Annotated in this window: 11 protein-coding genes; all 11 read right to left on the bottom strand. The window is 44.5% G+C overall.

The annotated features are described in order from the left end of the window. Positions 1-81: 81 nt before the first annotated feature. Positions 82-3,621: a family 20 glycosylhydrolase gene (locus ADG03_RS00960; RefSeq protein ID WP_049471974.1), complete on the bottom strand. Its 3,540-nt coding sequence runs from the start codon at positions 3,619-3,621 to the stop codon at positions 82-84. A gap of 161 nt (positions 3,622-3,782) precedes the next feature. Beyond that, positions 3,783-4,916, bottom strand: a complete 1,134-nt coding sequence (gene dnaJ, locus ADG03_RS00955) for a molecular chaperone DnaJ (protein WP_003004734.1) — start codon at positions 4,914-4,916, stop codon at positions 3,783-3,785. A gap of 199 nt (positions 4,917-5,115) precedes the next feature. Beyond that, positions 5,116-5,748 (bottom strand): DJ-1/PfpI family protein, encoded by a 633-nt coding sequence (locus ADG03_RS00950; RefSeq protein ID WP_049471975.1) that lies wholly within the window; start codon positions 5,746-5,748, stop codon positions 5,116-5,118. Positions 5,749-5,955: 207 nt separating this feature from the next. After that, positions 5,956-7,779, bottom strand: a complete 1,824-nt coding sequence (dnaK, locus tag ADG03_RS00945; protein ID WP_003014055.1) for a molecular chaperone DnaK — start codon at positions 7,777-7,779, stop codon at positions 5,956-5,958. A 243-nt stretch (positions 7,780-8,022) separates the two neighbouring features. Then, positions 8,023-8,547 carry a nucleotide exchange factor GrpE gene (gene grpE, locus ADG03_RS00940; protein ID WP_338151649.1) on the bottom strand — a complete coding sequence of 175 codons (525 nt, stop codon included), beginning with the start codon at positions 8,545-8,547 and terminating at the stop codon, positions 8,023-8,025. A 24-nt stretch (positions 8,548-8,571) separates the two neighbouring features. Further along, positions 8,572-9,606, bottom strand: coding sequence for a heat-inducible transcriptional repressor HrcA (gene hrcA, locus ADG03_RS00935; RefSeq protein ID WP_003004578.1), 1,035 nt, complete (start codon positions 9,604-9,606; stop codon positions 8,572-8,574). Between the two features lie 168 nt (positions 9,607-9,774). Then, the gene (locus ADG03_RS00930) at positions 9,775-10,548 is read right to left on the bottom strand and encodes a M15 family metallopeptidase (RefSeq protein ID WP_049471977.1); all 774 of its coding nucleotides are present in this window, start codon (positions 10,546-10,548) and stop codon (positions 9,775-9,777) included. After that, positions 10,538-11,239, bottom strand: coding sequence for a histidine phosphatase family protein (locus ADG03_RS00925; RefSeq protein WP_049471978.1), 702 nt, complete (start codon positions 11,237-11,239; stop codon positions 10,538-10,540). Before ADG03_RS00925 ends, ADG03_RS00930 begins: the two co-directional genes overlap by 11 nt. A gap of 123 nt (positions 11,240-11,362) precedes the next feature. Continuing rightward, positions 11,363-12,052, bottom strand: coding sequence for a histidine phosphatase family protein (locus tag ADG03_RS00920; protein ID WP_049471979.1), 690 nt, complete (start codon positions 12,050-12,052; stop codon positions 11,363-11,365). 81 nt (positions 12,053-12,133) lie between these two features. Continuing rightward, the gene (locus ADG03_RS00915; RefSeq protein ID WP_049471980.1) at positions 12,134-13,471 is read right to left on the bottom strand and encodes a PFL family protein; all 1,338 of its coding nucleotides are present in this window, start codon (positions 13,469-13,471) and stop codon (positions 12,134-12,136) included. Positions 13,472-13,489: 18 nt separating this feature from the next. Further along, complete coding sequence (locus ADG03_RS00910; RefSeq protein ID WP_003004214.1) at positions 13,490-13,756, bottom strand: ACT domain-containing protein; 267 nt, start codon at positions 13,754-13,756, stop codon at positions 13,490-13,492. Between the last annotated feature and the right edge of the window lie 158 nt (positions 13,757-13,914).

Below are 13,914 nucleotides of genomic sequence, written 5' to 3'. Positions count from 1 at the left end.
GGACGACGAAATCGAATTCTAACGAATTACCGATTTCTGTCCCACTCTCCTAACTTCGACCTGTTACAAGTCAACTAGGTCTCAGTCTCTTTTTTTATTTTTCAAGTCCATTCCTGCTGCTCCTAAGATCGCTCCTAGTAAAGCGAGTCCCAGAGCAGATTCCACTCCTGTTTCTGGAAGTTGCTTGTCAGAGTTTACTGTTTCTGGACGAACCGCTTCTTCCACAGTTGCTGGAATTGGCGTTGGGGTATTTACTGGTGCTACAGGTTGAGCCTTCGCGATCACTTGAGGTGTTGAAGGATCTGGAACCACTTTATTTACAAGCACGTCTGACTTCACTGGTGCTTCTACTGAAGGGCTTGTTGGGATCACAATTTCTTTGGTACCGACTTCAACAATTTCTGCAACTGGCTCTTTAGCAACTTCTGTAGCGATCACTTTTCGACTTTGATCAAGTGCCGAAACCTCTACATACTCAAGACCTTGCCCTTTAACCCCAGCCTGGATCACTTTGCGTTCTCCTTTAGCGAGATCTGGATTGGTCCGTTCCACAAGGTCAAAATCAAGCTCTTTTTCTACGATTTCAAGACTTGGTTTGTCTTCCACTAGGGCTTTGACGTCATTTTCAGCCAAGCTACCTACTTGCGTGATTGGCTTGAGCCCCGCAAGGGCTTGAGTCAGAGCAGCCACTTCTTGATCCACCTGATCTTGATGAGCACGGCTCACATTCCAATTCAAGTTATCTAAGACTTTCGCAAGTGCTGCGCGCGATTCTGGTGTGTATATGTCTAGATCTGTTGGCACCGTAGCAACTGCTTTTCTAAGAGCAGTGAAGTCCGCCTTGAAATAGTCCTTGTTATGGTTGGCAAAAGCTTCCATGAGATCAAAGACATTTTTTTCGATGTATTCTTCACTTGGGGTATCACACCAAACAGCTACCATGCTACCGACCATCGGCAAAGATGTTTCTGGATATGTTGTACTTGGGAGTTGTCTAAATGGAGTAGCAGCTGCATTGGCAATCGCTTTTTCAATATAACCACCACCCGTTTCAGGTGTTCTTCCCAAAACATAGTACCAGTCTCCGTTAGTATTAAGGAATTTATAGCCCTTATCTGCCAAATACTGTGGAGATGCGAGATTATAGCCCCACCATCCTTTAGACCAGTATGAAATCAAGACGTCCTTGTCAAAGGCAACATCATCTTCATCTCCATAATAGAAGCCATCGTTAAAGGCCATTGGCTGCAAGCCTTTTTCACGCGCCATAGCTGCAAGACTATTGGAATACTCCGCAAATTTACCATAGAGGTCATACCACTTGAGGTAGTACCAGCCTTGCGCACTGGTAGCGTCATTGGCATATTCATCTGTTCCGTAGTTAAAGATCTTAGACTTGTCTTTGAAGTAGTCCATGTACTTGCCAATCAAGGCTTTGGTAAAGTTGACTGCTGCTTCATTGGTCAAATCCATGGTTGTTTTTGAAACCGTATCAAAGCTGGCTTGTGGATTTTCAATGCCCAATTTTTCCATGGCCACCAACAAAGCATCCATGTGGCCAGGACTATTGACTGCCGCAATCAAGCCGATTCCTTTAGCAGTAGCATAAGCATGGAGTTCATCCATTTCTGCTTGGGTCAAGGCTTGACCATTTGGATCATCGTAATAGGCCTTGGTGCCTTCTAAAATGGCCTTTTTCACATCATCACTGGCATAGGTTTTGCCATTGGCTTCCACCGTCATATCATCGAGGACAAAGCGCATACCATCGTTTCCGACAAGGAGGTGCAAGTCAGAATAACCCAGCTCACTGGCCTTGTCGACGATCCGTTTCAACTGATCCAGCGAGAAGTATTTGCGACCTGCATCGATCGAGATGACCTTCTTCATGGCAAGTTTTTCTTCCGCTTCTTTTGCTGCAACTTCTTTCGCGTAGCTTTCTGTGTATACCAAAGCATCTTGAGCTGCTTTGAGATTGCCGATCAAGGTTTTAGCCTCTGCTCGAGTCGTGTCTACCCCTACCCCTTCCAAAGCTTTTTTAGCTGCCGTAAAGGCTACTAGCGATTCTGGTGTATAGTGATCCAAATCAGTTGGGGCTTCCGTAAGAGCCTTTTCGACCACTTCAGGATCTGCTACAAAATAGTCCGCATTCTTGTCCGCGAAGGCATGCATCAGCTTAAATAGAAGGTCTTTTTTGTAGGTTGCAGATGGCGTATCTGCCCAGGCAGCTACCATCCCACCGATGAAGGGCACCTTCGCTCCGTCATTTTTTTGAACAACATCAATTGCTGACTTGGAAATTCCTTCGAGGCCTTGATCAAGATTGTACCAACCAGATCCAGCCTTGTCCCGTCCAATCACATAATACCAAGCATCGTTGGTATTAAGAATCTGATGACCTAGTTCAGACAAAAGTTTTGAAGAAGCGACATCATAGCCGTTCCAACCACCTGTCCAGTAGGATACAATGATATCCTTGTCAAAAGTGCCATAGGAAGTATCACCATTGTAGTAGATTCCGTCATTAAAGGCCATTGGTTTCATCTTATGTTTTTTCACAATAGCCGCTAGATCATTGGCGTATTGGATGAATTTTTCATAGCCTTTTTCCGGGTACCCTTCACCCGGCCAATGCTTGCTGGCTTGGAGAACCTGCCAACCATGGGCATCTGTGGCATCATTGGCATACTCATCCAAACCGATGTTAAAGATTTCGGTCTTGCCGCTGAAATAAGCCGCATACTTGTCTACCAAAGCCTTGGTAAAGTCTAAGGCTTTTTGGTTGTCCAAATCAACGGTCCGAGCTGATTTCTTTGTACCAAAATAATTAAAGTGAGGGTTTTCGATCCCCAATTGTTCCATGGCTGTCAGAATCGCATCCATGTGACCTGGACTATTTATGGTTGGGATGACGCCTACTTTCTTCGATTTGGCGTAGGCCAAAATATCATCCATTTGAGCCTGGGTCAAGGCTGTCCCGTTCGGATCATCGTAATAAGCTTTTGTCCCTTTTTCAACCGCATCTGTCACGGCTTGGCTAGAATAAGAAGTATCTCCCACTTTCAAAGACATATCATCCAGCACAAAGCGCAAGCCGTCATTTCCAACTAGAAGATGCAAGTCTGTATAGCCCGTCTTACTAGCTTCATTAATGATTTCCTTGATTTGGTCTGGTGAGAAGTACTTGCGACCGGCATCGATCGAAACAATCTTTTTCTTGGCTAATTTTTCTTCCTGATCAGGATCTTTAGTAGGTGTTTCCGTCGTTGCTGTCGCTGGTTGAGCTGCCACATCCGACTCTGCGACAGAACTTGCTTCTTCGCGAATCAAACGGTCAAGATCTGATACCCGCAATTCACGATCAGGCAGTGTCGGTTGACTTTGATCGACGATTGGGGCAGGAGCCGTTGGTTTTTCTACTGTTGGCTGAGAAGCTTCCTCATTAAGAGAAATCGTTGACTCACCCTCGCTTGGCTGAGTTGGAACTGTCGTTGAAGGACTGTCTGTAACGCTCGACGTATCTGCAGCTACAACATGCGCGCCAGCAAAAAATCCTATGAGCACCGAAGCAGCTCCTACTGCATACTTGCGAATCGCATAACGTGGTTGATGTGATTTCATCAGGACCTCCTAAATTGTCTTTGTAATCGCTTTCTTAAATTTACCACGATATCTTAATAAATTCAATGAGGGTCTTCATTATTCTTTAATTAGGAGAGGAAGTTCTTGGATTCGATCCAAAATAAAACGAGCTCCTTACTCAAAAGGAAACTCGTTCATTCTTATAAATCATCTAAAGCATCTTTGACCTTGTCAAAGAACCCTTTTTTCTTTGGGTTGACCTTCAAATCACTTGCTTCCGCAAAGGCTTGAAGGGCTTCTTTTTGCTTGTCATTTAAACCAGTTGGGGTGACGACATTGACAGATACATATTGATCCCCCATAGCACCACCACGTAAGCTTGGAGCCCCTTTTCCACGGAGGCGGAATTTCTTACCGGTTTGGGTTCCTTCAGGAATGACCAAATCGACATCTCCGTGAACAGTTGGCACATGGACCGTATCTCCAAGAGCTGCTTGGACAAAGTTCAAGTCTAACTTGTAGTAGATGGTTGAGCCATCTCGTTCGAAGCGATCGCTCGGCTCAACATTGACAACAACATACAAGTCACCATAAGGTCCACCGTTAAAGCCAGCTTCTCCTTGACCAGCTAAGCGGATTTGTTGACCCGTTTCAACTCCTGCAGGAATCTTGACGTTCACGCTATGAGCTTGTTTTTCATGACCTGTTCCACGACAAGTCGTACATGGATCTTTGATTTCTTGACCACGACCATGACAGACATCACAGGTCACTTGACGGCGCATCATCCCAAGAGGGGTTTGCGTATCCACATTGATGACTCCAGAACCATGACAGCGTCCACAGGTCACCGGACTAGTCCCTGGCTTAGCCCCAGAACCATGACAGGTATGACAGCTAGCTTCCCGATGGTACTTGACTTCTTTTTCCGCACCAAAAATCGCTTCTTCAAACTTGAGATTGACGCGGTATTGGAGGTCATCCCCTTGACGAGGTGCATTTGGATTACGACTTGCACCGCCACCAAAGAAGCTAGAGAAGATATCTTCAAAGCCACCAAAACCAGCACCATCAAAGCCACCAAAACCACCTGCTCCGCCACCGAAGCCACCATTGGCACCCGCAGCACCATATTGGTCATAAGCAGCCCGTTTTTGCTCGTCACTCAAAGTCTCATAAGCTTCTTGAACTTCCTTGTACTTTTCCTCAGCACCAGGCTCCTTGTTGATATCTGGGTGATATTTTTTAGATAATTTCCGATAGGCTTTCTTGATCTCATCCTGAGATGCATTCTTTGAAACGCCCAAACGGTCATAAAATTCAGTATTGTTCATTTAAGATACCAAGACCGTAAAATTCGACTGAAAAATAGGAAATCTGACGTAGGAGCGATGCTCCTAGACAGATTTATCTTTTTTCCGAGAATTTAGGTCGGGTTCAGTTCCTTTCTTTCATATTGAGTAAGAAACTTCAGAGCTCGGGTTCAATTCCCCGAACACTCTTTGTTCCTTTCTATAATTTTCATGTACATCTTTAGAGGGTGTTTTCTATACTTCGCTTCACTTGATCAAACTCTTGGTCTGATAGAGTAAATATCAAATCCTCTTCTGCATACTCGTTTTGTTCTTTAAAATAGTTGTCCGTATTCTCTGCCAGCCCTAAACTTAGAATCACTTTTCTTGCAAACTCTTGATGCGCAAAGCCTATCGCCGTAATGATTTGTTTATCCTGCACAAGCACTTTCGGTTGGAAATTCTCACGTGGAAGAAATTCAAAATAGTCAAAGAAGTTTTGCCAAATTCCACCTGTAAATTTCGTGTCCTTCAACAGACCTGCTTTCGCTAATAAAAGAGGCGCTGAAGAAATGGCTGCAATGAGGATATCTTGCTCACCAAGATCCCTCAAGAACGAAATCAATTTCTCATCCTGTAGGGCAGGGCCTATATTGACCATTCCTGGCAAAATCACGCAAGAATACTCTTCTATACGGATTTGATCTAGTGTTTTCGTTGGTTGACAAGGCAAGCCATCCTCAGAGACCACTATCGAATGATCTGAAGCGGCATAATCAATCGTACTATCAAAAGACAGAGCTAAAGTACTCGTTAAAGCAGTTATCTCATAAAGAGAAAAATTAGGATAAATCAAGCAAAGTACTTTTTTCATAGGCAACATCCTCTATTTTACCGAAAAACAGAGGCTGGGTTGCAACCTCTGGATGTCTTTTTATCATTTACTAGTTAGGCTGAATTGAGTTTCGGCTAAATTGAGCACGCCCTAACCTCTGGGTGAAAAAGATAAATCTTCCTAGAAACTAAAGTTTCTGCGTCAGATTTCCTATTTTCACTGTGAGGTTTTAACGGGCTTTGCATCTTATTTTTCCGTAAACTCTCCGTCTACGACGTCATCACCTGCGTTGCCTGATGCTTGTGCGCCTTCTGCTCCTGCTTGTGCTTGTTGTGCTGCTGCAGCTTGTTCGTAGAGTTTAACAGCCAATGCTTGCGCTTTTTCGTTCAAGGCTTCAAGTTTCGCTTTCATTTCTTCAAGGTTACCTGATTCTTGAGCTTTCTTAAGATCATCAAGTCCTGCTTGAGCTGCGTCACGTTCTGCATCAAAGCCTTTGCCTTCAGTTTCTTTGATAGTCTTTTCAGTCGCAAAGATAGCTTGGTCTACTTCGTTACGAAGGTCAACTTCTTCTTTACGTTTCTTATCTGCTTCAGCGTTTGCTTCTGCGTCTTTCATCATGCGATCGATTTCTTCGTCTGTCAAACCTGAGTTTGATTGGATAACAATCGTTTGTTCTTTTTGAGTTCCAAGGTCTTTCGCCTTAACAGATACGATACCGTTCTTGTCGATGTCGAATGTTACTTCGATTTGTGGGATACCACGAGGTGCAGCTGGGATATCAGTCAATTGGAAGCGTCCAAGAGTCTTGTTATCCGCTGCCATTGGGCGTTCACCTTGAAGAACGTGGATATCAACGGCTGGTTGGTTGTCTGCTGCAGTTGAGAAGACTTGTGATTTAGATGTTGGAATTGTTGTGTTGCGATCGATGAGTTTTGTAAATACTCCACCCATTGTTTCGATACCAAGTGACAATGGCGTTACGTCAAGAAGGACAACGTCTTTGACGTCACCAGTGATCACACCACCTTGGATCGCAGCACCCATAGCTACAACTTCATCAGGGTTCACTGATTTGTTTGGTTCTTTACCAGTTTCAGCTTTAACAGCTTCTACAACGGCAGGGATACGAGTTGAACCACCGACAAGGATGACTTCGTCAATATCTGACAAGCTCAAACCTGCATCTGAAAGGGCTTGACGAACTGGAGTTTTTGTACGTTCTACAAGGTCACGAGTCAAATCGTCGAATTTCGCACGAGTCAAGGTCATTTCCAAGTGAAGAGGTCCAGCAGCGCCTGCAGTGATGAATGGCAAGCTGATTTGTGTTGAAGTGACACCAGAAAGGTCTTTCTTCGCTTTTTCAGCTGCGTCTTTCAAACGTTGAAGCGCCATCTTGTCTGTTGACAAGTCGATACCATTTTCTTTCTTGAATTCTTCAACCATGTAGTCGATGATTTTTTGGTCAAAGTCATCACCACCGAGTTTGTTATCCCCTGCAGTTGCCAATACGTCAAAGACACCATCACCCAATTCAAGGATAGATACGTCGAATGTACCACCACCAAGGTCGAATACCAAGATTTTTTCTTCTTTGTCAGTCTTATCCAAACCATAAGCAAGAGCTGCTGCTGTTGGTTCGTTGACAATACGTTCTACTTCAAGGCCAGCGATTTTACCAGCGTCTTTAGTTGCTTGACGTTGTGCATCGTTGAAGTAAGCAGGAACTGTGATAACAGCTTTGGTTACTTTTTCACCAAGGTAATCTTCCGCATAACCTTTCAAGTATTGAAGAATCATAGCTGAGATTTCTTGTGGTGTGTATTCTTTACCGTTAGCAGAAACTTTTTCAGAAGTACCCATCTTAGATTTGATAGAGATGATGGTATCTGGGTTTGTGACTGCTTGACGTTTTGCAGCGTCACCAACGATGATTTCACCGTTTTTGAATGACACAACAGATGGAGTTGTGCGGTTACCTTCTGGGTTTGCGATAATTTTTGATTCAGTTCCTTCAAGGACTGCTACTGCTGAGTTTGTTGTACCTAAGTCAATACCGATAATTTTAGACATATGTTTTTCTCCTTAAGTTTTTTCTTCCTTTTTTTCTTTTTGATACTCTTCTTAAGTGGCGACGCCGTCAGAGCTTGACTTCGTCAATCTCTTTGACTAAACTTTGAGCCTCAGGTCTCAAAGTTTGCGAAGATACCGCCACGGCGAAGAGTATCGCCTTTGGTTCGCTTCGCTCACTATTGGCAAAGCCAAACCAATGTTAATCTTTCTTTCATAGTTTAGTGTCGTTTCGGACAAGGTAGCCTAGTTATATACTACTACCATGGCTGGGCGTAGGATGCGGTCATGGAGTTTGTAGCCTTTTTGGAAGACTTGTGCGATGGTGTCTGCTGGATGTTCATCATCTGCAGGCAAGGTTTGGATGGCCATGTGGTAGTTATGGTCAAAGGCTCCGTCCGCTGGAATTTCTTCAATTCCTTCTTCTTTCAGAGCATGTACCAAACTTTCTTGGACCATTTCCAAGCCCTTCTTCACATCATCTGTCAATCCTTCTACGGCAAGGGCACGTTCGAGGTTGTCAAGTGATGGTAAGATCGCTTTTGCCAAATCTTGGCTACGGTATTTTTGTAATTGCTGACGTTCTTCATTGGCACGGCGCTGAATGTTTTGCATTTCTGCATGAGCACGAAGGTATTTGTTTTCAAATTCCTCGGCACGCGCTTGTGCTTCTTCTAACTCAAAAGGTTGGTTGCTTTCCTCTACAACTTCTTCAGTTGTCTCGGCAACTTCCTCTTCTTTCACGTCTTCTTTTTTGATATCTTCTGTCAAGGCATACACCCCTTTCATTTGGTCTTAATTTACTTCATAATGGTTGCTGTTGAGGTAACGGTAGTAATCCGTCAACTTCATAACCAGTACCCGGCCGATGACATTGACCAGGCTAATCACACGCCTGTAATCCATCTCTACGGGACCGATCACATGCATGAGGGCCATCCCACGATAAGGAACCAGGAACTTGTGGCTAATCACTGTCACATTCTTCAAGGCCTTCTCTTGGGATTCCGCAACCAGGATCTGGGTCATTTGGTCTTCTGGCATTCCCCCTCGTAACTCCAAGGCTACGTGTTGGGGATTATCTAAGAACTGATAGGTCTGAAGATCGGCGTAGGTTAATGATGAAACCTTTCCTTCTACAAAGACCAGTTCTTGAAACAGTTGCGAGAAGACGTAATCAAAGAGATCCAGCACATTATCTGTCGTCTTGAAATAGCGCTGTACAATTTGTGGAATCTCCGTCCGCAAGCGGTAGTGGATATCCAAAACTGTATTTCCAATGAAGCGTTCTTGAACCAGCTGATGGAAGATTTCCAAGTCACTGGTTAAGAAATTCTTTGGAATGGCAAACTGGACGGTGACAGGCTTTGATTCATCCAAGGTCAGAACCGCCAAGGCATCGTGATTGGATAATGGAACAATCTCAAAACCAGTCAAGCGCTGACGTGTCGGTTCAACATCCTGAATCACTGCGGTGTAACCCGTCATCTGGGCTAGTAACTTGGCCGTAGCATCCAAGATATCGTCTAACTTAAAAGCTTCGAAATCAAAGGCTTTCACCACCTGGTAGACATCTTGCTCATCAATCAACTCTAGATCAAGCGAGTTCTGAACAAAATATTGAAAACCAGCTCGGCTAGGCATGCGGCCACTCGAAGTGTGGGCTTTTTCTAATAAGCCTTGCTTTTCGAGGGCAGCCATGTCGTTTCGAATGGTCGCACTACTGGATTGAATCACATCTTGTAGCGCTTTTGAACCGACTGGTTCGTGGGTCTTGGTAAAGATATCGACAACAAGATTGAGAATCTCATTTTGACGTTCTGTAACCATGACCTCACCTCTCTTTCATTTTTTAGCACTCTAAACACTCAAGTGCTAAACCATGATTCTATTATACACCCATCCAAAAGAAAGTCAAGAGAAAAAACCAAAAAATTAGCACTCTTTTTTCAAGAGTGCTAAAAATCATTCTTAAGACCTAGAGAAGTGAATTTCCTCTTATTTGCCAGCTTTTTTCAAGAGTTGAATATATTCTTCCAATACTAGCTGATGCTTGGCCATATACTGGGCATTTTCTACGCCAACATAACGGAAATGCCAATTCTCAAAATTCACACCCGTGATGTTGCTCTTGCCATCTGGGTAGCGAAGGACAAAGCCATATTGCGGTGCGATGGCAGCCAGCTGCATGCCCAACTCATCACTTTGACCAGCTTCGACACTCATATCAATCGCAAGCCCTGTCTGGTGTTCACTCGCACCAGGGACCTGTACCTGGGTCTGCACCTGCTTTTCAGCTTCTTCGTGCGAAAGGCCGCTAGCCTCTAGTTGCGCAACACGCTCATTATAAAGCTCTGTTTGCTCGGCCACACTTCGATAGCCTGATATCAAGGTTTCTTCTGGAGCAATTTTTCGAGCCGCCTCTAGAAATTGACGAGTTGGTTCTACAATCCGACTATCCACTTTGATAGCATCTACGTCTGTCAATTGTGGGTTCAACTCAGGCTTCACATTGTCACGATTGACCAAGATCAACTGCCAGTCTTTTGTCGAAACGGCTGGTAAATCAGATTTTTCTTTCTTTTTCTTAGAAGAAGAGGGAGTCGTTACAGCTGTTTTTTTTGCCTTCCAAAACTGAAGCCCTGAAAACAAGCTTGGCTTCGCTAAGTAAATACCAATCCCTGATCCAAGGACCACAAGAAGAAAGAAACTCAATAGGTAAGACCACCATTTCTTACGTTTTTTTCTTGCGCGTCTATACTTATTCGTCATGGCCACCCTCTAGAAGTTTTGCTCCAACCTTACGATAGGACATATCTCCAATCTTTTCAATATGAAAGGCACCATCTTCATAGGCCAAAACCGTCACGCTTCCGTTGTCCAAGACCAATTCTTCAACTGCTTTTGGATCGATGAGATAAATCAAGGTCGTAATGGTCATGCCGTGGCTGACCACAATAGCATTGCCACCGCCAGCTGCTTCTACCTCTTTTGCGATGGCTTCAAATCCTTCTTTAATCCGGCCACTCAAGGCACTCCAGGATTCAGCCCAACCAGTGGTATCCACTTCGACGATTCCTTCTGCTAACTCCATTAGGCTCAACTGATGGAAATCATCGACCTTAAAGACACGAGGTAAGACCCCCATAAAGAGATCACCATCATAAGCACCGTCAAAACTACCAAAACACCACTCGCGGATCCGTTTGTCATAACGATAAGGGATTTTTCCTGTCAGACCAAGTTCTTGAAGAATAATTCCCATAGTTTGAATGGTGCGTCCAGAATCACTCGAAACAGCCTCTTCAAAAGAAAGCCCAGCTTCCTTGAGACCAAGTCCTAATTCTCGAATTCCACGTTCTCCTGCTTCTGTCAGCGGAGTGTCTGACCAGCCCTGTGCCCGTCCAATGGTATTAAACATGGTTTTTCCATGACGAGCAATATATAATCTGGTTTTTGTCATTGTATTACCTCCGTATGTATCTCTTTCATTATATCATTTTTTACAAAAAGAAAGTAGGAAAGCTCTTACAAGTTTTGAGAAAAAGAAAAGGCCATGACCAAAGGGTCAGCCTTCCAGGACGGACTAGGATTCTTGCAAGCTTTCACCGACCTCACGGTAACTGCTATCTCCAATCCCCTTAACCGTCAATACTCCATCTTCGTATTCTACAAGGGTAACACTACCGTTTGAAAGAGGCAGATTAAGATTTGGTTTTCCTTCGATCAAGCAGACCAAGGTCTGAATGGTCCAACTATGGCTGACCACCAAGGCATTGCCTCCACCATGTTTTTCTACTTCTTTGGCAATAGCTTCAAAACCTTCTAGGATTCGGCTTTTCAAAACTTCCCAAGGTTCAGCCCAATTTGCTGTGTCCACTTGGCAAATTCCATTGGCCAAGTCTTCCAAGGTCAAGGTCTTATAGTCTTCTACATCTAGCACACGCGGCACTACACCGTGAAAGAGCTCCCCACCGTAGGCCCCATCAAAGCTACCAAAACACCACTCGCGGATCCGTTTGTCAAAGCGATAAGAAATCTGGTCTTTCAAGCCCAATTCATCAAGAATGATCCCCATGGTCTGAATGGCACGGCCTGAATCACTGGAATAAGCTCGAGTAAACTCCAAACCGGACTCACGCAAGCCGATTCCCAGAGCCTGAATCCCTCGTTCTCCTTCTGCTGTCAAGGGCGTATCGGACCAGCCTTGAGCTCGGCCGATGGTATTAAACATGGTTCTCCCATGACGAATCACAAATAATCTTGTTTTAGCCATCTTGTCTCCTTTTGCAAGAAAAAAGTCTGGAGTTTCATCATCACAGACTTTTCTATTTTCTACTATTATACTAGATTTCTCTTAGTTTTTAAAGCTATGAACCGGAGCAGGAATTTGACCACCACGGGAAATAAAGTCAGCTGATGAAGCTTTGTTGACCTTCATCACCGGAGCAGATCCAAGAAGTCCACCGAGCTCTAACATATCGCCTTCTTTTCCATAAGGAATGATCCGAACGGCTGTTGTCTTTTGATTGATCACTCCGATAGCTGCTTCATCGGCGATCATGGCCGCAATGGTTGTATCTGGAGTATCAGCTGGGATGGCAATCATATCCAGACCGACCGAGCAGATGGCTGTCATGGCTTCCAATTTTTCCAGGTTGATATGGCCTGATTGGACCGCCGCAATCATCCCTTCATCTTCTGAGACCGGAATGAAAGCACCTGACAACCCACCGACTTGGTTACAAGCCATGATCCCGCCTTTTTTCACTTGGTCATTGAGCAAAGCTAGTGCTGCTGTTGTCCCGTGGGTTCCTACTACTTCAAGCCCCATCGCTTCAAGGACACGAGCAACCGAATCCCCAACAGCTGGCGTTGGTGCGAGAGACAAGTCTACAATCCCAAACTCAACACCGAGACGTTCACTAGCCATTTGCCCCACTAATTGCCCAACACGGGTAATCTTGAAAGCTGTCTTCTTGACTGTTTCAGCCAATACATCAAAGCTAGCTCCTGGAACTTTTTCGATCGCCCTTTGGACGACACCAGGTCCTGAAACCCCAACGTTGATGACAACATCCGCTTCACCGACACCGTGGAAGGCACCCGCCATAAAAGGATTATCTTCTACTGCATTGGCAAAAACTACGAGCTTACCAGGCCCCATTGGATCTGCTTGGGATGCTTCTTTAATGATACGGCCCATATCTCGGACAGCTGTCATATTGATCCCCGTCTTGGTCGATCCAATATTGACTGAAGAGCAGACAAAATCCGTCTCTGCAAGGGCGCGAGGAATCGAATTAATGAGGATTTCATCCCCTTTTTGGTAGCCTTTTTGAACAAGGGCTGAGAAGCCACCGATAAAGTTGACCCCAACTTCTTTGGCCGCACGATCCAGCGCCTTGGCAAAGGGTACATAGTCTGTCGCATCTGTTGCGGCTCCGATAATAGAAATTGGAGTGACTGAAACCCGCTTATTCACAATCGGAATGCCAAGTTCTGCCGCAATCTCATCCCCCACAGCCACCAAATCTTTGGCCTTTGTCACAATCTTATTGTAGACTTTTTCAGCTGCCTTTTCGATATCTGGATCAATACAATCGAGAAGCGAAATCCCCATGGTGATAGTCCGAACATCGAAGTTCTGCTCCTCAATCATGGCAATGGTTTCTGTTACCTGTCTAATGTCCATAAATTCTCAACCCCTATCTTACAAATTGTGCATAGCATCAAAAATCGCTGCGCTTTGGATATTGATTTTCACATGCAGAGACTGACCGAATTCTTCCAACTCTGAACGAAGCTGTGTGAAATCTTTTTTCTCATCTGACGATACGACCGCCATCATGGTAAAGTATTCATCCAATACAGTTTGAGAGATATCATCGATATTGAGTCCTAATTCTGCTACTTTCGTTGCAACACCCGCTACGATTCCTTTTTGGTCTTTACCAACGACTGTAATAATTGCTTTCATTTCACTGCTCCATTCTATCTATTTGCTTCCATTGTAGCACAATCCCCTTAAAATCGCCCTTCTCAACTGGGAACGTTCGGATATTTTTATGTGTATAAAAAAATAAAGAGGCTGGGACAAAAGTCCTAGCCTCTTAATTGTTTTTGGATTGTCGAGCA

Origin of the sequence: Streptococcus parasanguinis (genome assembly GCF_001069785.1) — a bacterium.
Lineage (GTDB): Bacteria > Bacillota > Bacilli > Lactobacillales > Streptococcaceae > Streptococcus > Streptococcus parasanguinis_T.
The sequence above is the reverse complement of the archived record's forward strand: the minus strand, read 5'-3'. Positions and strand labels throughout refer to the sequence as shown.